17 protein-coding genes are annotated in these 23,876 nt (G+C 72.7%); 4 read left to right on the top strand and 13 right to left on the bottom strand.

Annotation, left to right across the window (positions count from 1 at the left end):
* Positions 1–28 precede the first annotated feature (28 nt).
* Complete coding sequence (locus tag AB0I91_RS24660) at positions 29–1,726, top strand: cholesterol oxidase substrate-binding domain-containing protein (RefSeq protein WP_499617759.1); 1,698 nt, start codon at positions 29–31, stop codon at positions 1,724–1,726.
* A gap of 4 nt (positions 1,727–1,730) precedes the next feature.
* Here the strand turns inward: AB0I91_RS24660 and AB0I91_RS24655 are convergent, their stop codons facing one another.
* From AB0I91_RS24655 to AB0I91_RS24640, 4 genes are all read right to left on the bottom strand, one after another.
* On the bottom strand, positions 1,731–2,042 hold the full coding sequence (locus tag AB0I91_RS24655; protein ID WP_499639029.1) for a hypothetical protein: 312 nt from the start codon (positions 2,040–2,042) through the stop codon (positions 1,731–1,733).
* Positions 2,043–2,138: 96 nt separating this feature from the next.
* Positions 2,139–4,226 carry a xanthine dehydrogenase family protein molybdopterin-binding subunit gene (locus AB0I91_RS24650; RefSeq protein ID WP_499639027.1) on the bottom strand — a complete coding sequence of 696 codons (2,088 nt, stop codon included), beginning with the start codon at positions 4,224–4,226 and terminating at the stop codon, positions 2,139–2,141.
* On the bottom strand, positions 4,223–5,212 hold the full coding sequence (locus AB0I91_RS24645; RefSeq protein ID WP_499639026.1) for an FAD binding domain-containing protein: 990 nt from the start codon (positions 5,210–5,212) through the stop codon (positions 4,223–4,225). The genes AB0I91_RS24650 and AB0I91_RS24645 overlap by 4 nt, the downstream gene beginning before the upstream one ends.
* Entirely contained in the window at positions 5,209–5,712 is a 504-nt protein-coding gene (locus tag AB0I91_RS24640; protein ID WP_498778504.1) for a 2Fe-2S iron-sulfur cluster-binding protein, read from the bottom strand. Before AB0I91_RS24640 ends, AB0I91_RS24645 begins: the two co-directional genes overlap by 4 nt.
* Positions 5,713–6,039: 327 nt before the next feature.
* Here AB0I91_RS24640 and AB0I91_RS24635 point away from each other — a divergent pair, with 327 nt between their 5' ends.
* Entirely contained in the window at positions 6,040–8,421 is a 2,382-nt protein-coding gene (locus AB0I91_RS24635) for a glycoside hydrolase family 95 protein (protein ID WP_499639024.1), read from the top strand.
* Positions 8,422–8,425: 4 nt separating this feature from the next.
* Here the strand turns inward: AB0I91_RS24635 and AB0I91_RS24630 are convergent, their stop codons facing one another.
* The 8 genes from AB0I91_RS24630 to AB0I91_RS24595 all read right to left on the bottom strand — a co-directional run bounded on the left by AB0I91_RS24630 (position 8,426) and on the right by AB0I91_RS24595 (position 20,695).
* Positions 8,426–8,992, bottom strand: coding sequence for a DinB family protein (locus tag AB0I91_RS24630; RefSeq protein ID WP_498778502.1), 567 nt, complete (start codon positions 8,990–8,992; stop codon positions 8,426–8,428).
* 98 nt (positions 8,993–9,090) lie between these two features.
* Positions 9,091–9,501 (bottom strand): Imm10 family immunity protein, encoded by a 411-nt coding sequence (locus AB0I91_RS24625; protein WP_498778501.1) that lies wholly within the window; start codon positions 9,499–9,501, stop codon positions 9,091–9,093.
* 94 nt (positions 9,502–9,595) lie between these two features.
* The gene (locus AB0I91_RS24620; RefSeq protein WP_498778500.1) at positions 9,596–11,467 is read right to left on the bottom strand and encodes a rhamnogalacturonan lyase; all 1,872 of its coding nucleotides are present in this window, start codon (positions 11,465–11,467) and stop codon (positions 9,596–9,598) included.
* A gap of 311 nt (positions 11,468–11,778) precedes the next feature.
* Positions 11,779–13,188, bottom strand: coding sequence for an MFS transporter (locus tag AB0I91_RS24615; protein ID WP_499639022.1), 1,410 nt, complete (start codon positions 13,186–13,188; stop codon positions 11,779–11,781).
* Between the two features lie 234 nt (positions 13,189–13,422).
* Positions 13,423–14,649, bottom strand: a complete 1,227-nt coding sequence (locus tag AB0I91_RS24610) for a cytochrome P450 (RefSeq protein WP_498778497.1) — start codon at positions 14,647–14,649, stop codon at positions 13,423–13,425.
* Between the two features lie 92 nt (positions 14,650–14,741).
* The gene (locus AB0I91_RS24605) at positions 14,742–15,056 is read right to left on the bottom strand and encodes a hypothetical protein (protein WP_498778496.1); all 315 of its coding nucleotides are present in this window, start codon (positions 15,054–15,056) and stop codon (positions 14,742–14,744) included.
* A gap of 110 nt (positions 15,057–15,166) precedes the next feature.
* The gene (locus AB0I91_RS24600; protein ID WP_499639020.1) at positions 15,167–17,257 is read right to left on the bottom strand and encodes a cellulase family glycosylhydrolase; all 2,091 of its coding nucleotides are present in this window, start codon (positions 17,255–17,257) and stop codon (positions 15,167–15,169) included.
* A gap of 345 nt (positions 17,258–17,602) precedes the next feature.
* The gene (locus AB0I91_RS24595; protein ID WP_499639018.1) at positions 17,603–20,695 is read right to left on the bottom strand and encodes a glycoside hydrolase family 3 C-terminal domain-containing protein; all 3,093 of its coding nucleotides are present in this window, start codon (positions 20,693–20,695) and stop codon (positions 17,603–17,605) included.
* A gap of 144 nt (positions 20,696–20,839) precedes the next feature.
* Between AB0I91_RS24595 and AB0I91_RS24590 the strand changes: the two genes are divergently transcribed.
* Positions 20,840–22,105, top strand: a complete 1,266-nt coding sequence (locus tag AB0I91_RS24590; RefSeq protein ID WP_499639016.1) for an RICIN domain-containing protein — start codon at positions 20,840–20,842, stop codon at positions 22,103–22,105.
* Positions 22,106–22,157: 52 nt separating this feature from the next.
* Entirely contained in the window at positions 22,158–23,204 is a 1,047-nt protein-coding gene (locus tag AB0I91_RS24585; protein ID WP_499639015.1) for an ABC transporter substrate-binding protein, read from the top strand.
* Here AB0I91_RS24585 and AB0I91_RS24580 read toward each other — a convergent pair.
* Complete coding sequence (locus tag AB0I91_RS24580) at positions 23,201–23,686, bottom strand: allene oxide cyclase barrel-like domain-containing protein (RefSeq protein WP_498778491.1); 486 nt, start codon at positions 23,684–23,686, stop codon at positions 23,201–23,203. The genes AB0I91_RS24585 and AB0I91_RS24580 overlap by 4 nt on opposite strands.
* Positions 23,687–23,876: the final 190 nt, after the last annotated feature.

Genomic DNA, 23,876 nt, shown 5'->3' with positions numbered 1-23,876 from the left:
CCGTCACCAGCGCACTTATGGTCGGTCCATGAGCCACTTCGGCGATGCCTTCTCCCGCCGCCGCTTCCTCGGGGCCTCGGCCGTCGCGTGGTTGCCGGTCGCCGCCCTGTCACCGGGCGAGGTCGCGGGCGACCCGCCGCCCGCCTTCCCGGCGGGGATCGACCTGTACCGGCAGGCGTACCAGAACTGGGCCGGCGAGATCCGCACCGACGACCTGTGGACGTGCGCGCCGCGCACCCCGGCCGAGGTGGCGCTGCTCGCGAACTGGGCGCACGGCCAGGGTTTCACCTTGCGGCCACGGGGTTTCCGGCACGGCTGGGCGCCGCTCACCGTCACCGCGGACACCACCGGCGCGGACCGCGTCGTGCTGGTCGACACCACCCGGCACCTCAAGGCCATGACCGCGCTGCCGGACGCGGTGCGCGTGCAGACCGGCGCGTCGATGGACGACCTGCTGGCGTTCCTGGAGGACGCGGGCCTCGGCGTGACCAACACGCCCGCGCCGGGCGACCTGACCGTCGGCGGCGTGCTCGCGATCAACGGCCACGGCACGTCCGTCCCGGCCGTCGGCGAGACCCGGCCGCCCGGCCACACCTACGGCTCGCTGAGCAACATGATCATGTCGTTGACGGCGGTCGTCTGGGACGGCGGCGAGTACCGGTTGCGCACGTTCCAGCGCGACGAGCCCGAGTGCGCCGCGCTGCTGACCCACGTGGGCCGCGCGTTCCTGACCGAGGTCACGCTCCGCGTGGGCGCGAACCAGAACCTGCGCTGCGTCAGCCGGGTCGACATCCCCACCGGCGAGCTGTTCGCGCCGCCGGGCAGCGGCGCGACCCGCACGTTCGCGAGCTTCCTCGACCAGGCGGGCCGGGTCGAGGCGATCTGGTTCGTCTTCACCGACCACCCGTGGCTCAAGACGTGGAGCGTCGCGCCGACCAAGCCGCCGACCTCGCGCCACGTCGTCGCGCCGTACAACTACGTGTTCTCCGACAACGTGCCCAAGCCGGTCTCCGACCTCGCCGACCTGCTCATCACCGGCGCGTGGGCGCTCACCCCGACGTTCGGCCGGTTGCAGTACACGACCGCGGCCACCGGGCTGACCGCCACGCTCACCTCTGACCTGTGGGGCGCGTCGAAGAACCTGCTGCTCTACGTCAAGCCGACCACCCTGCGCGAGACCGCGAACGGCTACGCGGTGCTGACCAGCCGGGCCGAGGTCCAGCGCGTGGTCAGCGACTTCGCCGCGTTCTACGAAGCCCTCCTGCTGTCCTACAAGGCACGGGGGCTGTTCCCGGTCACCGGTCAGGTGGAGATCCGCGTCGGCGGCCTGGACGACCCGGCGCACGTGGGCGTGCCCGGGGCGCGCAAGCCCGCGCTGTCCGCCGTGCGGCCGCGAGCGGACCACCCCGAGTGGGACGTCGCGGTGTGGTTCGACGTGCTGACGTTCCCGACCGCGCCCGGCGCGGCGGCGTTCTACCGCGAGCTGGAGCAGTTCTTCTTCACCAACTACACGGGCGCGTACGCGACGACCCGCGCCGAGTGGTCCAAGGGCTGGGCCTACACGGACGAGGCGGCGTGGGCCGACCGCACGGTGCTCACCTCCACCGTGCCGGACAGCTACCGGCAGGGCCCCGACCCGAGCTGGGACGCGGCCCTGGCCACCCTCGACGCGCACGACCCGCACCGGGTGTTCAGCAACCCGTTCCTGGACGTGCTGCTGCCGTGAGCCCTTACCGGGAGACCTTGTCCAGTTCCTTGCGCACGAGGTCCAGCTGCGCGCGGGTGAGCTTCCCGGTGAAGGTCCAGGTGTGGACCACGTCCGCGGCCTTGACGACGCTCACCTGGTCGAGCCGGACCCAGTAGACGCCGATCGAGGTCTCCACCTCGACGGCGCGGGCGCGGTCCGCCGGCTTGGGCCTGGTCGGGTCGATGCGGGCGACCCTCACCGCGTCGGCACCGTCCAGGGTCAGGCCGTTCTCGAGGATGACGGACTTCCGGTGCCGGTACTTCATGATCGTGCCGACGACGTGCTTGGCTGCCATCCGATGAGCCTTCCGAGCGAAGGGAAATTCGCACCGTAGGCACTACGCGGCGTGGCGGGCGAGACCCGAACGGACCAACTCGTCACCGTTCGGACGTCAGAGGAAGTGGTCGAGCGTCAACGGCAGGTCGCGGACGCGGACGCGGACGCCGGTCGCGTGGTGCGCCGCGTTCGCGATGGCGGCGGCGGTGCCGACGATGCCGATCTCGCCGACGCCCTTGGCGCCCATGGGGTTGGTGCGCGGGTCGTGCTCCTCGACCCAGTGGGCCTCCACGTGCGGCACGTCGGCGTTGGTGGCGATGTGGTACTCGGCGAGGTCGTGGTTGACCACGTGCCCGAACCGCGGGTCCGGCACGCCGCGCTCGTGCAGCGCCATGGACAGGCCCATGGTCATGCCGCCGACGAGCTGCGACCGGGCCAGCCGCGGGTTGACCACCCGGCCCACCGCGAACACGCCGAGCAGCCTGGGCACCCGGACCTCGCCGGTGTCGACGTGCACCCGCACCTCGGCGAACTGCGCGCCGAACGCGTGCATCGCGTACGTCTCGCCCGCGTCGTCCTCGGGCATCTCAGCGCCCGCCTCGGCACCTTCGGCCGGGTCGTCGCCGAACTCCGCGCGGAACGCCTCGGCCGCCGCGACCACGGTCGAGCCCCAGGACGTGATGCCGGAGGAGCCGCCGGCCACCGACGCCTTGGGCGACGCCGTCTCGCCGATCCGCAGGTCCACGTCGGCGAAGTCGACGCCCAGCGCGTCGGCCGCGATCTGCGCCAGGGACGTCCACGTGCCGGTGCCGAGGTCGGCCGCGCCGATCCGGACCAGGTAGCGCCGCGGGCCCGTGCAGCGGATCGTGGCGGCCGAGCCCGGCGTCCGGTTCACCGGGTAGGTCGAGGCCGCGACCCCCGTGCCGATCAACCACCCCGACTCCGCACGGGCGCGCGGCGTCGGGTCGCGGTGCTCCCAGCCGAACCGCCGGGCGCCCTCGCGCAGGCAGGCGACCAGGTTGCGGCTGGAGAACGGCTTGCCCGACTCCGGTTCCACCGCCGGCTCGTTGCGGACGCGGAACTCCACCGGGTCGACGCCGCAGGCGTTCGCCAGCTCGTCCACCGCCACCTCGGGCCCGAACATGCCGGGGCACTCGCCGGGCGCGCGCATCCACGACGGCACCGGGACGTCCAACGCGGCCACCCGGTGGGTGGTGGCGCGGTTCGGCGCGGCGTACATCATCCGGCTGGGCACGGCGGTCTGCTCGACGAACTCCTTGATCCGGGAGGTCTGGGAGACGGCGTCGACCGCGATCGCGGCCAGCCGCCCGTCCGCGTCGCAACCCAGCCGGACCCGCTGGATGGTGGGCGTCCGGTAGCCGGCGAGGGAGAACAGCTGCGGGCGGGTGAGCGCGAGCTTGACCGGCGTGCCGGGCAGCTCCCGCGCGGCCATCGCGGCGACGACCGTGTGGACGTGCGGCGTGCCCTTGGACCCGAAGCCGCCGCCGACGTGCGGCGCGATCACGTGCACCCGCCCGGGTTCGAGCCCGAAGACCTCCGCCATCGCCGCACGCGTGGTGTGCACGCCCTGCGTGGACTCGTACAGGACCAGGTCGCCGTCCAGCCACAGGGCCGTGGTGGTGTGCGGCTCCATCGGACTGTTGTTGTACCAGGCCGTGGTGTAGGTCTGGTCCAGCGTGAACGGCGAGTGGGCGAGGGCCGTCGCGACGTCGCCCGACGCGGTGTCGGTCGCCGCGCCGGTGTTCACCCGCTCCGGCGCGTACAGGTCGTCGCGGTCGGCGCTCAGCCGCACGTCGTGCCGCTGCTCGTCGATCCGGACGCGGACGAGCGCCGCCGCCTCCCGCGCGATTTCCCGGGTCCGCGCGATCACCGCCGCGACGACCTGACCGCGGAACGCCACCTCGTGCGACTGGAACGCGGCCAGCTCGGCGTCGTCCGTGGACGCCAGGCGCGGTGCGCCGTCCGGCGTCAGCACGGCCAGCACACCGTCCACGGCCCGTGCCGCGGCGACGTCCACCCCGGTCAGCACACCGCGGGCGACCTCGGCCTGCACCAGGTGCGCGTACGCGGGGTCCACCACGTGCTGGTCGCCCGCGTACCGCGCGGTGCCGGTCACCTTGGCCGGCTCGTCCACCCGACGCGGCGACCGGCCGAGCGCGCGGGTGCGCAGCAGGCCCGTCACCGTTCCTCCCGGCTCAGCTCGCGCAGCGCGGACACCACGAGGTTGCGGGTCAGCGGCACCTTGAAACCGTTGCCCGGCAACGGCGCCGCGCCCGCGAGCTCCGCGTCGACCGCCCGCCGGAACACCTCCTCGTCGGCCGGCGAGCCGAGCAGCACGTCCTCCGCCCGCCGGGCCCGCCACGGCTTGTGCGCCACACCCCCGAGCCCGATCCGCACGTCGCGCACCACGCCGTCCTCGACCCGCAGCACGGCCGCGACGGACACCAGCGCGAACGCGAACGACGCCCGGTCGCGCACCTTCCGGTACAGCGTCCGCGCGCCCGGCGGCAACGGCGGCAGGTCGACCGACGTGATCAGGTCCGACGGCGCCAGCACGGTGTCGCGGTGCGGCTCGTCGCCGGGCAGCCGGTGCAGCTCGACCAGCGGGACCACCCGCCGTCCCGCCGTGCCGAGCACGGTCACCTGCGCGTCGAGCGCCGCCATCGCCACCGCCAGGTCCGACGGGTGCGTGGCCACGCAGTGCGCGGACGCCCCCAGGATGGCGTGGTGCCGCGTGTAGCCGCCGATCGCCGAGCACCCCGTGCCCGGCTCGCGCTTGTTGCACGGCGTGGTCGGGTCCCGGAAGTACACGCACCGGGTCCGCTGGAGCAGGTTCCCGCCGGTCGTGGCCAGGTTCCGGATCTGCCCGGACGCGCCCGACAGCAGCGCCCGCGCCAGCAGCGGGTAGTCCCGCCGGACCACCGGGTGCGCGGCCAGGTCGGCGTTGCGCACGGTCGCGCCGATCCGCAGCCCGCCGTCGGGCAGCTCGTCCACCGCGTCCAGCGGCAGCCCGCTGATGTCGACCAGGACGTCGGGCGCGGCGAGGCCGAGCTTCAGGTGGTCGACGAGGTTGGTCCCGCCGGCGAGGAACGCGACCTCGGCCCACCCGGTCGCGGCGGCGACCGCGCCCTCCGCGTCGGGCGCGCGTCGGTAGTCGAACGGCCTCACCGCGCACCGTCCCGCACCGCGTCCACGATGTTCACGTACGCGCCGCACCGGCAGAGGTTCCCGCTCATCCGCTCGCGGATCTCGTCGTCGGTCAGCTCCACCGGCCCGGTCAGGTCCTCGGTGACCGCGCTCGGGTGGCCGGCCGCCACCTCGTCCAGCACCCCGATCGCCGAGCACACCTGCCCCGGGGTGCAGAAGCCGCACTGCAGCGCGTCCCGCTCGACGAACGCCTCCTGCACCGGGTGCAGCCGCTCGCCGTCCGCGAGCCCTTCGGCCGTGGTGACCTCCGCCCCGTCGTGCGCGACCGCGAGCGTCAGGCAGGTGATCACGCGGCGGCCGTCCAGCAGCACGGTGCACGCGCCGCACTGGCCGTGGTCGCAGCCCTTCTTGGGCGCGGTCGCCCCGAGGCCGTCGCGCAACGCGTCCAGCAACGTCGTCCTGGTGTCCACGCGCAACCGCCTGCGCCGCCCGTCCACGCGCAGCCCGATCTCACCGTCCACGGCCCGGCTCCTCCGACTCGGCCTCCCCCTGGGCTTCCCCCGGGCCGCCGGGTCAATCCACCGGTTAGGGGCACGTTCGGTGCGGCCGTCCGCGGCATGGCTGGTCATAGCCGGACGGAGAGCCCTCCGATGTCTCGCCGTTGGCGACTCGGCTGGTCGTCACCGCGCGTAGTAATGTTCCGCATCCACTACGGTATGTCGAGACTTGTCTGGCTGGAGGGTTTCCGACAGCTCGGATGTCTTGTTATCGTCGCCACCACACCGCGACCGCCGCCCACGGGTGCCGACGGCGGTCGTGGAGGACGCAGGAAACGGGCACGCAGCAGTGTGGCAGCGGTCGTCGTCGCGGGTCTGGCCTTCGGCGTCGCCGACCCCGATAAGGATGAGGCGGTGGCCGGGGTGGACCAGCGGGCGCTCACGCTCTGGTACGACGAGCCCGCCGCCGACTGGGAGCGCGAGTCGTTGCCCATCGGCAGCGGCGCGCTCGGCGGCGGTGTGTTCGGCACCGTGGCGACGGAGCGGGTCCAGCTCAACGAGAAGACGTTGTGGACCGGCGGCCCCGGCTCCGCGGAGGGCTACGACTTCGGCAACTGGACCGGCCCGCGACCGGACGCGCTCGGCGGCGTCCGGGAGCTGATCGAGCGCGACCACCGGGTCTCGCCGGACACCGTCGCGGCGGCGTTGGGCCTGAGGCGGCGCGGCTTCGGCGCGTACCAGCCGTTCGGCGAGCTCGCCCTGGCGCTCACCGACCCGCCCGCCGAGGTCGCCGACTACCGGCGTGCCCTCGACCTGTCCCGCGCGGTCGCCTCGGTGTCGTACGAGGCGGACGGCGTGCGGTACACCCGGGAGTACTTCGCCTCCGCGGCCGACGGCGTGATCGTCGCCCGGCTCTCGGCCGACCGGCCCGGCCGGATCGGGTTCACCGCCTCGATCACCGCGCCGGACAACCGCTCGAAGCGGATGACGGCGAACGGCGGCCGGGCCACCTTCACCGGCGCCCTGCACGACAACGGCCTGCGCTTCGAGTCGCAGCTCCAGCTGCTCCACCGTGGGGGAACCCGCACCGACAACGCCGACGGCTCGCTCACCGTGGCCGACGCCGACAGCGCGGTGCTGGTGTTCGCCGCGGGCACCGACTACGCCGAGGACTACCCGACCTACCGGGGCCCGGACCCGCACGACCGCGTCCGGCGGACCGTCGACGCCGCCTCGGCGAAGGGCTGGCGCCGGCTCCTCGACGCCCACCTGCGCGACTACCGCGCGCTGTTCGACCGCGTGCGCCTCGACCTCGGGCAGCAGCCGGTCGACGTCCCGACCGACGAACTCCTGCGCGGTTACCCCACCGCGCCCGCCCCGGCCCGGCGCGCGCTGGAAGCCCTCTACTTCCAGTACGGCCGCTACCTGCTGATCTCCTCGTCACGGCCCGGCTCCCTGCCCGCGAACCTGCAGGGCGTGTGGAACAACTCGGTGACGCCGCCGTGGAGCGCCGACTACCACGTGAACATCAACCTGCAGATGAACTACTGGCCCGCCGAGACCACGAACCTCGCCGAGACCACCGGGCCGCTGTTCGACTTCGTGGACGGGCTGCGCGAACCGGGCGCCGTCACGGCCCGGCAGGTGCACGGCAACCGCGGCTGGGTCGTCAACAACGAGACCAACCCATTCGGCTTCACGGGCGTGCACGACTGGGCGACCGCGTTCTGGTTCCCCGAAGCGGGCGCGTGGCTGGCGCAGCACTACTACGAGCACTACCTGTTCACCGGTGACCGCCGGTTCCTGCGTGAACGGGCGTACCCGGTGCTGAAGGGGCTCGCCCAGTTCTGGCTCGACGGGCTGGAGGTGGACCCGCGCGACGGCACGCTCGTCGTCACGCCCAGCTACTCGCCCGAGCACGGCGACTTCTCCGCGGGCGCGGCGATGTCGCAGCAGATCGTCCGGCAGCTGTTCGCCAACGTCGCCGCCACCGCCGACGACGTGGGCGACACCGCGTTCGGGGCCGAGGTGCGCAAGGCGCTCGACCGGCTCGACCCCGGCACGCGGATCGGCTCCTGGGGCCAGTTGCAGGAGTGGAAGCAGGACTGGGACGACCCCGCCGACACCCACCGGCACGTGTCGCACCTGTTCGCGCTGTTCCCCGGCAACGGGATCAGCCCTCTCACGACCCCGGAACTCGCCGCCGCCGCACGGACCTCGTTGACCGCGCGCGGCGACGGCGGCACCGGGTGGAGCAAGGCCTGGAAGATCAACTTCTGGGCGCGGCTCCTCGACGGCGACCACGCGCACGCGATGCTGGCCGAGCAGCTGATCGGCAGCACCACGGCGAACCTCTGGGACACCCACCCGCCGTTCCAGATCGACGGCAACTTCGGCGCCACGGCCGGGATCGCGGAAATGCTGCTGCAGAGCCAGGACGGCGTGGTGCACGTGCTGCCGGCCCTGCCGGGGGAGTGGCGCGACGGCTCCTGCACGGGCCTGCGGGCCCGCGGTGACGTCACGGTCGACGTGCGCTGGTCCGACGGCCTGGCCCGGGAGATCGCGCTGACCACCGGCCGGGACGGGCCCGTCACGGCGCGCGGCGCCCTGTTCGGCGACGGCTACCGGCTGGTGGACGCCGGCACCGGCCGCGAGGTGCCGTCACGCGCGGACGGCGACACCATCACCTTCACCGCACGCGCCGGACACCGCTACGTCGCCACGGCCCGCTGAGTCCCTACTGACCGACCCGGCCGTCGATCCGCTCGCGGAGGAGGTCGGCGTGGCCGTTGTGCCGGGCGTACTCCTCGATCAGGTGGATCAGGACCTCGCGCAACGGGATCGGGGTGCCGTCGTTGTCGCCCACGACGTCCAGGTCCGGGGCTTCGGCCACGAACCGCTCGGCGAAGGCGACCTCGGCCCGCCAGGTGGCCCACGCGTCGGCGACCACCTCGGGATCGGCCGTGGCCTCCCCGAACGCGACGGTCGCGGACGTGTAGTGCGGCGTGACGTCCTCACCGGCCATCACCCGCCGGAACCAGTACTGCTCGACCTCCGCCAGGTGCCGCACGAGCCCGAGCAACGACATGTCCGACGGCGGCACCGAACGCCGCGCCAAGCCCTCCGCGCCCAGCCCGGCGCACTTGAGCTCCAACGTCAACCGCCGGTCGCGCAGGTACCGCACGAGGGTCTGGCGCTCGCCGGCGTACGGCCCACCGGCCTCGCGCGGGTCGGCCCCGGGTTCGGCCCACATGTCCGACCAGCCGAACGCCCGCTCGGGCAGTGCCTCGCCGTCCTCGGTCATCGACCGATCCTCACCGGACCCGCGCGGGCGGCGCAATCGAATATCGGTCCCGTGCCCGGTGGTCGTGCCGCCGCGAGCCGGTGCGGGAGCCCCGGTCGTCAGACCTCGACGCGCGCCGGCCGTGCGTCCTCGCGGCCGTAGGCCAGGACCCGGGCGAGCACCTCGCGGAACCGGGCGATGTCCTCGGCCGGCGCGTCGAGGACCGCCTCGATCTCGGCGTCCTCCAGGCCCAGCGCGTCGAGCGCCGAGGGGTCGAGCGACACCCGGAGCACGTCGTCGGTCAGCACCGCCTCCCGCACGCAGCCGTACGCGGTGCCCTGGTCGGCCGTGACCAGGCAGTGGGTGTCGAGCCCGAGCGACACGTCCTGGTCGTCGGGCTCCCCACCGTCGCACATGAACAGGAGGACGAAGCCGCTGCCGTCCGGACCCTCCGCGACACCGGCCTCGATGAAGTACCCGTCGGGGTCGATCTCCACGCCGACCGCGCGGGCGACGAACCGGTGGCTCATGGCGACGTTCTACCAGTGCGGTGGTCCCGGCCGCACGCCGACTCCCGGGCCCGGCGGTGGCCGAACGACCGCCGGGCCCGGGAACCGTGACGCCTCAGCCGATCCGGAAGCTCGGGTGCGGCGGCTGGTTGTAGGCGGTGTTCTGCCAGGCGACCGCGACCCGGTACTGCCGGTCCTGCATCAGCGACGGCCGCGAGATGCTCGTCGGGTCCGTGGTCGAGTAGATGCGCAGCTTCGTGTTGTCCGACGTGCGCCAGACGACCTCCTCGCGCCAGTCGCCGAGGATGTCGGCCGACAGCGCGGGCGTGGACTTGGTGCCGTTGTTGGACGACACGCCCGACCCGGTCAGCAGCCGCGTGTCGCCGCCCGTGCCGTACTTGTCGATGTGGGTGCCGTCGAGCAGCTCGCGCTGCGCGTCGCCGTCCCACCAGATCACGAAGTTCGCCGACGACGGGATCCGGCCGACGCTGTTGCCCGAGGCGTTGAGCAGGTTCGACGGCGCGCCGCCGCCGGTCGCCCAGAACTCCGCGCCGGCGTTGCCCGCGTAGATGTCCGCGGCCACACCGCGACCGGGACCCTCGGCGCCGGTGTTGTTCGGCTTCGAGAAGATGATCGCGCCGGTGCGCGCGTCGTGCAGGTCGAGCCCGGTGCCGCCGCCCTCGTGGATGTCGAACACCTCCAGCCCCGCCCGGCTCGGCACGAAGTCGCTCACGTGCAGCGCGTCGCCGTGCCCGAGCCGCGTGGTGTAGAGGCCCGCGCCGTTGTCGTCCACGGTCATCGCGCCGTAGATGATCTCGTCACGGCCGTCCGCGTCGACGTCGGCGACCGACAGGTTGTGGTTGCCCTGACCCGCCCACGCCGAGCCGTTGGTGGAGCTGTTGCTGTCGAACGTCCACCGCCGGGTCAGCTGCCCGTTGCGCCAGTCCCACGCGGAGATCACGGACCGGGTGTAGTAGCCGCGGGCCATGATGATGCTCGGCCGCGAGCCGTCCACGTACGCCGTGCCCGCGAGGAACCGGTCGACCCGGTTGCCGTAGGAATCGCCCCAACTGGCCACGTTCCCGCGCGGCGGCACGTAGTCCGCGCTGGCGAGCACCGCGCCGTCGCTGCCGCGGAACACCGACAGGAACTCCGGCCCGGCCAGGATGTAGCCGGAGGAGTTGCGGTGGTCCGCGCTCGCGTTGCCGATCACCTGGCCGGTGCCCGAACGGGTGCCGTCGGCGGTCTTCATGACGACCTCGGCCCGGCCGTCCCCGTCGTAGTCGAACACCTGGAACTGCGTGTAGTGCGCGCCGGCGCGGATGTTGCGGCCCAGGTCGATCCGCCACAGCCGGGCGCCGTCGAGCCGGTAGGCGTCGATGAGGACGTTGCCCGTGTAGCCGGACTGCGAGTTGTCCTTGGCGTTGGTCGGCTCCCACTTCAGCACGATCTCGTACTGGCCGTCGCCGTCGAGGTCGCCGACGCTCGCGTCGTTCGCGGTGTAGGTGTAGTTCTCGCCCGACGGCGTCCGGCCGCCCGCCGGGATCTGCAGCGGCACGTCACGCGTGCTCGCCGCGATGCCGACGTCGCCGGACGTCGCGGTGAACCGCAGCGACTCCCCGGCGGCGGCCGCGGAGACCTGTTCGACACCGTCGACGACCGGTCGGACGACGTAGTCGGCGTCCGCCGGGGCGCCCCGGTCGACGTGGTTGGACGACCCCGAGATCGGGGCCGCGTTCACCTTCACCCCGTCGCGGTAGAGGTTGAAGGCGGTGCCCGGCGCGTCGCTCGCCAACACCCGCCAGTTGACGTAGTTGCCGGTTCCGGTGTGGACGCTGACGACACCCCGGTTCAGCCGTTCTCCCTGCCCGATCCCCGCGCCCGGCGCCGATGTCGCGGCCGGGGCGGACACCGCGGCCGACGTCGACACCGACGTCGCCACGAGCACGACCGCGGCCAGTCCGCGACCGATGGTCTTTGCGCGCACGCTACCTCCACATGTGCGATAACTCCGTTGTTATGGCGTGGAAAGGACACGCGGCGACCGAACCGGTCGACCACGTGCGGCGGCGACGATCTCACGTACGGCCGCGACTCTGCGTAGCGGCCTGGATGGGGACCGTACACACGCGACCGGGGTGCGCGCAACGGTCTGAAACGTATCAGCAGGCCGTGCGCTCTTCCGGGTCGTAGTCGCGAGGCGGACTCGGGCAGCCGTGTCTTGACGCGTTTTCCCGGCCTGGCTAGCGTGGTCGGCAGCGACTGAAACGGTTCATGACCAGCGCCGTCGAACGGGGTCTAGCCGCCGGTGGTCGCCGCGTCGGCGTGCTTGCGGGCGGGCTTCGGGAGCATGACGCCGAAGACGACGCCCAGCAGGGTCAGGCCCGCGGCGACGGCGATGGCCGCCCGGAAGCCGTCGGTGAACGACGCCGCCGAGTCGTAGGTGCCCGAGGCGCTGAAGACGGCGGCCAGGATGGCGACGCCGAACGCCGCGCCCAGTTGCCTCATGGTGCTGAACGCGCCGGACGCCTTGCCGACGTCACCGGACGCGCCCGCGCCGACGACCGCCTTGGTCACCGCCGGGACGGCCAGGGCGTAGCCGGTGCCGATCAGCGTCATGGGGCCGACCAGGGACAGGTAGGGCGAACCGCCGGTCGACACGAGGGCCAGCCACGCCAAGCCGAGCGACTGCGCGATCAGCCCGGCCAGGACGAGCGGGCGTTCGCCGAGCCGGTCGGCGAGAGCGCCGGCGCGCGGCGCCACCAGGAACGGACCGAGGCCCCACGGGAGCAGGCGCAACCCCGCCTCCAGCGGGTCGTGGCCGAGCCCGACCTGGAGGTGCTGGGCGAGCAGGAAGATCGCGCCGGTCAGCGAGCCGTTGAGGAGGAAGATGACGACGTTGCCCGCGGCGAACGCGCGCGACCGGAAGAGGCGCACGGGCAGCATCGGTGTGGCCGCACGGGTCTGCCACCGCACGAAGAGCCCGGCGACGACCACGCCGACCACCATCGCGCCGACCACCTCGACGCTGCCCCAGCCCGCGGCCTGCGCCCGGACCAGGCCCCAGACCAGGCCCACCGCGGCGACGCTGAACAGCAGCAGGCCGGGCAGGTCGAGCGCGACGCGCGCGCCGAAGCTCTCCGGCACGCGGGTCAGCACCAGGGGGATGGCCACGAGGCCGAGCGGCACGTTGAGCCAGAAGATCCACTCCCAGTCCAGGCCGCGGGTGAGCACGCCGCCGATGAGCGGGCCGAGCAGCGCGGCCAGGCCCGTGACGCCGCCGTAGACGCCGAGCGCCCACCCGCGGCGCCGCGGCGGGAAGGTGGCGTTGAGCAGGCCGAGCGCGAGCGGCATGACGACGGCCGCGCCGACGCCTTGGACGGTGCGCGCGGCGATCAGCGCCCCGGCGGACGGCGCGAGCGCGCAGGCGACCGAGGCCAGCGAGAACAACCCGAGCCCGCCCGCGAACAGCCGCCGGCGGCCGAACCGGTCGCCGAGCGCCGCGCCGGTCATCAGCAGGACGGCGAAGCTCAGCGTGTAGGCGTTGACGGTCCACTCCAGGTCCGCCATGGACGCGCCCAGGTCACGCCGGATCGCGGTGAGCGCGGTGGTGACGACCAGCAGGTCGAGCACCACCATGAAGGAGCCGACGGAGGCGAGCGCCAGCACCCACCGCTGCCCCGACCGCACGGCCCGGTCCTCCGTCACGGGCGGCTCCTGTCGGACGGCGCGGTGCTCCGGCACCGAGCATGCCGACCGGTCGCCCGGAAGTCTTCTTCACCGGTGCGGTCCTCGTGCGGCCTTCGGTGATCCGCGGGGCCCGCGCGCGGGCGGTGGACGAGCCGTTCGCGTTCCACCGCACCGCCGCCTGGCCGGGCTCGGCCAAGCGGCGGAACCGAGCGCGCTGCCGGGAGGTCCTCGCGGTGGTCGAGGGCGACCGCCCTACCGGGCCGTCTCCGTCCACGTGACCGGCAGCTCGTGCACGCCGTAGATGTTCATGTCGGTCTTGAGCTTCACCTCGTCGGCCGGGACGGCGAGTGCCAGCGTCGGGAAGCGGCGCAGCAGGGCGCCGAAACCGGCGCGCAGCTCGATGCGGGCCAGCTGCTGGCCGAGGCACTGGTGGATGCCGTGCCCGAACGACAGGTGGCCGCGCGCCTGCCGGCGGACGTCCAGCGCGTCGGGGTCGTCGAAGCGCCGCGGGTCGTGGTTGGCGGCCAGCAGCGAGACGACGACGGTCGAGCCCTTGGTGATCGTCTCACCGCCGAGCTCGATGTCCTCCGTCGCGTAGCGGTAGAAGATGTCGGCGACGGACAGGTAGCGCATGAGCTCCTCGACCGCGCCGGGCAGCAGCTCCGGGTCCTCGCGCAGGGCCGTCAGCTGCCCGGGGTTCTCCAGCAGCGCGAACGTGCCGAGCGACAGCATGTTGGCGGTGGTCTCGTGGCCCGCGAGCAGCAGCAGGAACGCGATGCCGGTCAGCTCCTCGATCGCGAGGTCGTCGTTGCGGGCGAGGTCGGACAGCAGGTCCTCGTCCGGCTCGGCGCGCTTGCGCGTGACCAGCTCGGTCAGGAACGCGTTCATCGCGCCGAACGCGGCCATCTTCTCCTCGAGCACCACGTCCTTCTCCAGGAACTTGGCCGAGTTGACCTGGAAGGCGGCCCGGTCCTCGTAGGGCACGCCGAGCAGCTCGCAGATCACCAGCGACGGCACCGGCAGCGCGAACGCCTCGACCAGGTCGACCGGCGGCGCGAGGCTCGCCAGCTCGTCCAGCTGCCGCTCGACGATGTCGGCGATGCGCTCTTCGAGCTGCTTCATCCGCTTGACGGTGAAGGCGCCGGTGAGCAGCCGCCGCAGCCGGGTGTGATCCGGCGGGTCCATGCTGATGAACAGGCCCGGCAGCTGCGGCGACGGCTCGGTGGCCGCGGGGATGCCGGGGGTCTCGTACGGCACGTGCATGACGCCGAGGTCCTGGCGCGAGCTGAAGCGGGTGTCGGCCATGAGCCGGCGGACCTCGTCGTAGCCGGTGACGAGCCAGCCCTCGTGACCGTCGGGGAACAGCAGCGGGCTGACCGGGTGGGCCTCGCGCAGCTCGGTGATCCGGCTGGGCGGGTCGAAGGGGCCCGCATCGCGCTCCATCGGCAGGCCGTGCGGGATGGGAACCGTTCGACTCATCGGTTTTCCTCTCGTGGTGGCTGTGGCGACCACGATCACCGAGGGGCCGGACACGGCGCTGACACGGGCCTGACACGGGTCTGACACCAGCGCTACGCGGCCAGACCCCAGGCGACGATGATCGCCGCGAACACCACCGCGACGACCACGAAGCCGAGCACGCCCGCGAGCACCAGGCCGGTACCCACCGAGTTCCAGGGCGGCCGGAAGAACTTGGCCGCGCAGCCCAGCACGATCGAGCCGATCGCCACCCCGATGAACGCGTACGCGTACTCGCCACCGCGCCAACCCAGGTCCGCGAAGTACCACGATCGGTACGCGGCCACCACCGCGACCTGGAGCGCGAACGGCACCAGGAAACCCGCGAACGCCACCCCGGGCCGTCTGCGCTGCTCGACGTCGATCACGCGGCCAGTCTCGCCGACCGCCGGGCGCCGCGCATGAGTACGACTACGCGGACCGGCGGCCCGGAGCGAGGGGTGCTCCGGGCCGCCGGCGTGGTGACGTGCGCGTGCGGTCAGGCGGTGGTGCCCGTGACCGACGTGCCGGACTTGGTGACGTAGTACGTCACCTTGGCGCCGCTCCAGTAGTGGAACGTCAGCGTGACCCGCGAGCCGTCCGTGACCTCGGCGAAGAACTCGGGCTTCAACGTCGTGGTGTTCGCGGTGTAGTTCGGCGCGAACGTGACGTCGAACTCCTTGTACGAGGTCCAGTTGTGCGGGCCGGCGTTGCTGCCGTCCGCGTACTTGGCCTCCATCGTGGCCAACTGGTCGCCGCGGAACTGGGACGGGATCGAGAACGCGCTTGTCGTCCCGGTCGCGTTCGACAGCACCGGAGTGTCGTAGGTGACCAGGTTGATCCGCCACGGCACGCCCGCCGAGAACCGGGCCGACAGCGTCGCGTTCGTGCCGTACGCCCGCGACCCGCTCAACCGGGTGATCAACGCCGCCTTGATGGTCAGCTGGTCGCCGCTGACCGTGTAGTCGGTGCCGCGCACCAGGTCGGTGGTGCCGTGGCGCAGCCCGACGAACGACGTGCCGTTCAGGTTGAGCGTCAGCGTCTTGTCGCTCACCGCCGAGGCCTTGGCGCTGAACACCTGGTCCGACGACGCCGTGCCGGACCGGGTCGTCCAGCTCGACTTGATCTGCGCGATCAGCTCCGGGTCGCTCCACGCGAACGAGGTGCGGCCGAAGTGCTGGCCGTTGTCCCACAGCATGGTGGTGATCTTCTTCGTGCGGGCGTAGTGGCCGAGGAACTCGAAGAACTTCAGCTTCTCGCCCTGCTGGACGGTGCCGGTGTGCCGGTCGAAGCCCAGCAGGCCGTACTCGCCCAGGATGACCGGGATGCCGCGCGCCACGAACGCGTTGGCCACGCGGTCGAACGAGTCGGTCAGGTCCTTCTGCACGGTGGCGTCGAACTTCGTGCCGCCCGCCACGTTCACGCTGAACGGCCAGTAGCCGTAGAAGTGGAACGTCGCGATCAGGTTCGGGTCGTCGAGCGAGTTGAACGTGGCCACCAGCTCGTCCACCCGAGCCTGCTCCGACGACGTGTGCAGGGTCGGCAGGACGAGCAGGCGGGTGGTGTTGTTGCCGCCCGAGCCGCGCACGATCCGGTGGAACGACGTGTTCAGCTCGTTGAGCAGCTGCGCGTTCTGCGCGTCACCCGAGCTGTTGGCGAACTGCGGCTCGTTGACGCTCTCCAGCATCAGCTTCGGCGAGGCGTCCCGGAACGCGGCCGCGATCTGCGTCCACGCCGCGTTGTAGCGGGCCAGCACGTTCGTGCGGTCCGTCGGCATGGCGTTGATCCACTGCCACGAGTCGTGGTGAATGTTGATCATGACGTAGAAGCCGTCCGCCAACGCCCAGTTCACGACCTCCTTCACGCGCGCCAGGTAGGCCGCCTCGATCGTGTAGCCCGGCGCGCCGCCCTGGTGGGCGCTCCAGGTGACCGGGATGCGGATGCTCTTGAAGCCCTGCGCCCGGACGTTGTCCAGCAGCGCCTCGGTGATGCGCGGGTTGCCCCACGACGTCTCGTCGGCGCCGGTGGCGTCGAGCGAGTTGCCCAGGTTCCAGCCGGGCTGCATCTCCGCGACCCGCGCCATGGCGTCGCCCGCCGGCGGGTTCGTCGTGGTCGTGGTGGTCGTGCTCGTCGTGGTGCTGGTGGTGGTCGTGCTACCGGTGCAGGTCACGCCGTTGAGCGCGAACGACGACGGCGCCGTGTTGCTGCCCGTCCACGTGCCGTTGAAGCCGAACGACACCGAGCCGCCGGTCGCGATGTTGGCGTTGTAGCCGACGTTGGTCGCGGTGACCTGGCCGCCGGACGCCGTCACGGTGGCGTTCCACGCCTGGGTGACCGTCTGGCCGGACGGGAACGCCCACGTGAGCCGCCACCCGCCGGTGATCGGGTCGCCCAGGTTGGTGATGTCGACGTTGCCGTTGAAGCCGCCCTGCCACTGGCTCGGCACCGAGTACGCGACCCGGCAGCCCGCCGCCGCCTGGGCGTCGGTCACCGCGACAACACCCACGCTCGCGAGCACCGAGGCCATTCCGGTGGCCAGCAGGCCAACCCGCCAACGGATTTTTCTCAGCTTGTCTCGCATATCGGCCATGACGCTCCTCGTAATCGCGTGCGGCAGCGGGAGGGGTGGGAACCGAAACGCGCGCGGGCGGTGGAGCCGGCCGCGGTGGGGAATGCGGGTGCGCCGGTCGCCGCCCGGCGCACCCGCACCGCCACGACCGTGTGACCGGGCGCGGCGGCGTGTTCCGGCGCTGCCTCGCCATGATGTTGGCGGTAACGGATGGGTGACGCAAGGGTTTCGACGGGAATCGACTCAGGCGACATCCCCGACCAATTCGGAATCGTCACCGGAAGTCGAAATCATTCGACGCGGGCATCGTCCGCCGTTCGACGAATCCGTCGAATGAATTCGACATCAGGCCCGCGCGGCACGACCTCAGCGACGGGGCAGCACCCACGTTTGCGCGCCGGTGCCGTTGCAGTCCCACAGCTGCACCGGCGCGCCGGCGTGGGGCACCCCGTCGGCCACGTCGAGGCACTTGCCCAGCGCGCGCACCGACCCGTCCGCGTCGAGCTTCCAGTCCTGGGCGCCCGTGCCGTTGCACCGGAACAGCCAGACGACCGTCCCGCTCACCGTGCTGCCGCCGTCCACGTCGACGCACTGGCCGGCGATCCCGGTCACCCGGTCGGCCGGTCGCGGCGGCTGCCAGGTCTGCGCCACGCCACCCGTGCACGGCGCGAGCCGCAGCGCGCCGGTGGACGAGTCGAGGCACCGGTCACCGGACCTGAGCGGCCCGCCGTCCGCCACCGCCCAGCGCTGACCGGCGCAGTCGGCCAGCACGACGGCGTCACCGGCGGGCGCCAGGCACCGGCCCATCGCCCGCATCGCGCCCTCCGGCGTCACCGTCCACCGCTGCGCGGCCGTGCCGTTGCACGCCCACAGCTGGACGGGCGTGCCGGGGGCGTCGTTCGCATCGGCCACGTCCAGGCACGAGCCCGCGTGCACCACCTGGCCGGTGGCGCCCTCGGGGATCCGCTCGGCCTGCCGGGTCACGGTCCCGGTGAGCCGGGCGTCCCGGGACGACGCGCCCACCGTGACCGCGAACGTCCCCGACGGCACCCGGAACGACCGCTCGGCCTCGTCCCAGACCGCGAACGACCGCCGGTCGAGGTCGACCGACACCCTGGTGGTGGCGCCGGCGGCCAGGGCGACCTTGGTGAACCCGCGCAACTGCCGCGGCGGCTCACCGGCCGCGTCCGGGTAGCCCACGTACACCTGCGGCACGGCCGAGCCCGCCCGTCCGCCCGTGTTGGTCACGTCGAACGACACCGTGACCGCCTGCCCGGCGGTCGGCGTCACGGCCAGGTTCGCGTAGCGGAACGTCGTGTAGGACAGGCCGTGCCCGAACGGGAACAGCGGCGTCGTCCCGGTGGCGTCGTACCACCGGTAGCCCACCCGGAGCCGTTCCGCGTAGTGCACGACACCGCCCTCACCGGGGTACTGCGCGGGCGAGGCGATCGGCGTCGCGTCCAGACTGGTCGGGAACGTCACCGGCAGCCGCCCGCCGGGCTCCGCCGCGCCGAACAGCACGTCCGCCACCGCGTGCCCGCCCTGCTCACCCGGGTACCAGGCCTGCAGCACGCTGTGCGCGGCCGGCAGCCACGGCATGGTCACCGGCCCGCCGGTCTCCAGCACCACCACGGTGTTCGCGTTGGCCGCCGTGATCGCCGAGACCAGCGCGTCCTGGTTGCCGGGCAGGTCGATCGACGGCCGGTCGGCGCCCTCGGTGCTGTCGTCGCCGACCACCACCACGGCGACGTCGGCGGCCCGTGCGGCCTCGACCGCCCGCCGCAGCTCCGGATCGGCTTCGGCGGGCGGGTACCAGCCGAAGCGCAGCCCGGCGTCACCCGCCGCCTCGTAGTACTCGACCCGGACCTGGTGCCGGTCGCCTGCCCGCAGCGGGATCCGCGTCGACCTGGTCCGCGTGGGGTGATCGCCCCAGTTGTCCACGACGAGGGTGCCGTCGAGGTAGAGCCTGCTGCCGTCGTCGCTGGTGACCGCGAGGTCGTAGGCGCCGGTCGCGGGCACCGACAGGGTCGCCGTGAAGCGGGCCGACCAGTGGTCCGCGGGCACGTTCGGCGCGGGCGGCCCGCCCGCCCAGTCGAAGCCGATCGATGCGGGCGCGGTGGACGCCACCGGCGGGCCGGCGAGGTCGCGGTTGGCGTAGTAGTCGGCGCGCAGGTCCGACAACGACTCCGGCGGCACGGCGAACGGCGACGGGCGCGCCCCCGGTGTGTACGTCAGGCCCGCGCCGACCCGTGCGCGCAGACCGTCCAGTGGCGTCACGGTGTGCTCGGGGTACGGCGTCACGTACGAGCTGCCCTTGCCCCCGGTGTGCGCGAAGCCGGCGTACCACCCGGACACGGCGACGCTCTTGGCGGTCAACGGCAGCAGTGAGCGGTCGTTGCGCAGCAGCACCATGCCCGCCGCGGCCTGCCGGCGCGCGACCGCCGCGTGCGCGGCCGGGTCCACCACCGGGCGCGGGTCGCCGTCGAGCAGACCGGTGCGCATCATCAGCCGCAGCACCCGCCGCACGTTGTCCTCGAACGCCGGACGCGCCAGGGCGCCGGAGCGCACGGCGTCCGCGAGGCCCGCGTAGTGCGTCGAGCCGCCGAACTCCTGGTCCAGACCCGCCAACGCGGACGTCACCCCGGAGTGCGTGGCCGGGTAGTCCGAACCGACCGCGCCGTCGAAGCCCCACCGGTCCCGCATCACGTCGTTGAGCAGCGGGAAGCTCTCGCACGCCCACGAGCCGTCGACCCGGTTGTAAGCGCACATCGCCGACCACACGCCGCCCTGCCGCACGGCCGTCTCGAACGCCGGCAGGTAGACCTCCCGCAGCGTCCGGTCGTCCACACCGGACGACAGCCAGAGCCTGCCCTCCTCCTGGTTGTTCGCCGCGACGTGCTTGACCTGCGCGGCGACCCGCTGCCCCTGCACGCCCGCGACGTAGCTCGCGGCCAGCTGCCCCGCCAGGTGCGGGTCCTCGCCGTAGGTCTCGAAGTTCCGCCCGCCCCGGGGCACCCGGACGATGTTGACCATCGGCGAGTACAGCACCTGGTAGCCGCGCGCCTTGACCTCGCGGCCGACCAACCCGCCCGCCTCCGCGGCCACCGCGCGGTCGAACGTGGCGGCCAGCGACACGGGCGCGGGCATCGCGGTGGCGGGCAGGCCGTCGCGGACGCCCGCCGGGCCGTCGGTGAGCCGCAGCGGCGGGATGCCGAGGCGCGCCACGCCCGGCACGTACCCGACCGCGTGCTCACCGGCCGGCGTCGTCACCCCGAGCAGCAGCCGCGCCTGCTCGTCCAACGTCAGTTGCGAGAGCAGGATCGTCACCCGCTGCTCCAGCGGAACGGCCGCATCACGCCAGGCGGGCTGCCGCTCCGCGGCGGTGCTCGCGGTGGTCGCCATGACCAGGACCAGCGCTGCCGTGACGTGAACTCCGGTCCGGCGTTCTCTCCACCGCATGACGCCCCCTCGCGCCGATGCGAACCGCGTCGGCGGACCGCTGCCGCCGATGCGCCCCTGGAACCAAGGTAGAGCAAGGGATTCCTAACACCGACCGCCATTCGAACGACATCCTGCAGTGGGACGAGCGAAGGGGAGTGGGCAATGGTCAGGGTGCTGAACGTGGTGGCGCACCACGACGACGACTTGCTGTTCTTGAGCCCCGATCTGCTGAACGACCTCCGCGACGGGGCGGTGGTGCGCACGGTATTCCTCGTGGCGTCGGACTACCACACGTACCCGACTTACATGCAGCAACGGGAACTCGGCGTCCGGGAGGCGTACGCGCACGCCGCGGGTCTGACCGGCACGCCGTGGAGGTCGTACGCGTACTCGTGCGCGAACCTCTCGGCGACGCTCTGGACGGCGGGCACGCGCGTCTCGATCCTGGAGAACCGGTTGCCCGACAACGCCACCGCGCCACCGAACCGGCTGTGGCAGCTCTACGCGCGCGACCAGTCGCTGACCGGCCGCCCGCTCGACCACGCGCCCGCCCAGACCACCGGACGTGCCCGGCTGATCGCCTACCTGCGCGCGGTGATCGCGGACTTCGCGCCGGACGTCGTCCGCACCACCGACCCGACCGCCGACCTGCACGGCCTGCACACGCCCGGTCGACCGCTGGAGGACTTCTACTTCCACCGCGACCACGTCGCCACCGCGCGGCTCGTGCGGACCGCGTTGCAGGACGTGCCGTCGAACCCCGAGGCCGTCTACTACCGCGACTACACGATCCGCGACGAGCCCGCCAACCTGACCGCGGCGGACGCGGCGTTCAAGCGGGCCGTGTTCCGCACCTACGCCGTGCACGACGTCGACATCTGCCCGAACGGGGGAGTGGACTGCCCGCCCGCGGGCGGGTTCTACGACGACCTGCTGAGCCGCCGTTACGTGGCCGACCCGGCGTGGTCGGGCGACCTCGTCGTGCCGCTGCCGGCCGCGGAGCACCAGCTCGTGATGGGCACCCACCACACCGTGCGGAACCGTGCCACCGGGCTGGAACTGGCCGTGGCGGACGCGTCGACGGCGGACCTGGCGCCGATCATCGGCTGGCCCCACACCGGCACCCCGAACCAGCGGTGGCGCTTCGAAGCAAACCCGCAGGGGTGGGAACTGGTCGCGAGCCACAGCGGCAAGGCGATCGACCTGCCCGAGTCGAGCCTGGAGCCCGGTGTCCAGGCGATCCAGTTCCAACGGCTGAGCGGCGTCAACCAGACCCTGCGCGTACGCGGCAACCCGACCACGGGCTACCGGCTGGCGTTCGCCCACTCCGGGCTCGCGCTGTCCGTCACGGGCAACGCGGGCGCACCGGTCGTGCAACGCCCCGTCGCCCCATCGCCCGACCAACTGTGGGACATCGACCCGGCCTGATCACGTGGGGATCACCCGATAGTGGAACCGGCGCGGTCGCTAGGTTGCCGCCGTGACCCGTCCCAAGATCGGCGTCGTCCTCGCCACGACCGGACGCCTGTCGTCGCTCGGCGCGCCGCTGGAGTACGTCGCCACCGGCCTGCCGTGGCCCGCCGAGGTGGTGTTGCGCGACAGCGGCTCGACGCCCGAAGGGGCCCGTGCGGCGACCCGGTCGCTGGCGGAGTCGGGTGTTCGCGTCGTGGTCACGTTGGGCGGCACGACGACGTTGCCCGCGGTGGTGGACGCCTGCGCCGGGCACGACGTGCCGTGCGTGTCCACGACGTTGCCCTGGCAGGTGTTCGACGCCGGTCGGCGGCCGGGCCCGGCGTTCCACTTCTGCTGGGGCCTGGACGACATCGCGGCCGTGTTCGCCGACCTGTGGGAGCGCCTCGGCCCGGCGCGGACGGTCGGCTGCGTGTGGAACGACGGCCCGCAGGGCGCGGCGCTGCGGAGGTGGTTCGCGCCGGTCGCCGCCGCGCGCGGGCACCACCTGGTCGACCTGCCGTACCGCGAGTCGAGCGGTGTCGTGCCCGCCGTCGGCGACGTGGAGGTGGTGACCAGCGCCGCGACCGCCGCCGACCTGGCCGCCGTGGTGCGCGCGCGGCGGCCCCGGCTGGTGACGTGCTCGCGGTGGCTCACCTATCCGTTCGGCGTGGCCCGGTACGGCCTGGACCGGGTCGCCACGATCGTGTCGTGGACGCCGGAGCACGAGCACGTCGGGCGGGGCGGGCGGACGCCGCGCGACCTGGCGCGCGCCTACGAGGAGGCCACCGGATCACCGTGGTTGCAACCGCTCGGGCTCGCGCACGCGTTGTTCGAGGTGGCCGTGCACGCGGTGAGCGAGGCGGACTCACCGGCGGCGGTCGCCGACGTGCTGGCGCGGACGCGGTTGGCGACGATCGCCGGCGTGCTCGACTGGACCGCCGGCCCCGCGCCCGGCGTGGCCGCGGTCCCGTTGGCGGGCGGGCAGTGGCGCGGCGGCCCGCGACCGACGCCGGCGGTGGTGGACAACCGCCGGGCACCGCTCGTGCCGGTGTCGGGCGTCTTGCTGGTCGACTAGTCCGTGATCACGGTGAAGACGAACTTGTAGGCGACTCCCTGGTCTGAGGCCGTCCGCGCCACCTTGCCCTCGCCGCGAGCGTTGGCGAACGCCCCCGTGCCGCCGATGATCGACATGGTCGTGTCGTTGAAGCCCGACGCGATGGTCTCGTACGTCCGCACGCTGGAGAGGTGGAGCTGGCCGTCCTGCAGCCGGAAGGTGGACGTGCAGTGGGTGGTGACCTCCGGCGGCACGGCCGCCGAAACCGCCAGCACGCCGCAGTGCGAATTGCCGTCGCCCACTTTGGTGGCGCCGTCGGCCGCGAACAGCTCGCCACCGCTGACGAACCCGAGGCCGACGGTGGGCGCCGCGGGCGCCGACATGAGCCCTCGTTTCGCCACCACCTCCACGGTCGCCTCTTTTGCTGTTTCCTCGGCGCGAACCTGGTCCGCGCCGACGAGACCGCCCACGAGTGCCAGGACCAGCCACCGGTTGACCTGCACGACGACACCTCCGGGTAGGGTGCTGAACCGTCTTCGTCGTCGGAAGATAATTCGGAAACCTGGATCACAGTGGGTCAACTCCACGTTCGACTGAAAATTGGGCACCGAACGTGTGACTTCACTTCACCGGACCGTGTACTGATCACACCTGTGAAACCGGTCATGAATGTGAACCATCATTGGGCCGAGA

Origin of the sequence: Actinosynnema sp. NPDC049800 (genome assembly GCF_040656635.1) — a bacterium.
GTDB lineage: Bacteria > Actinomycetota > Actinomycetes > Mycobacteriales > Pseudonocardiaceae > Actinosynnema.
The sequence above is the reverse complement of the archived record's forward strand: the minus strand, read 5'-3'. Positions and strand labels throughout refer to the sequence as shown.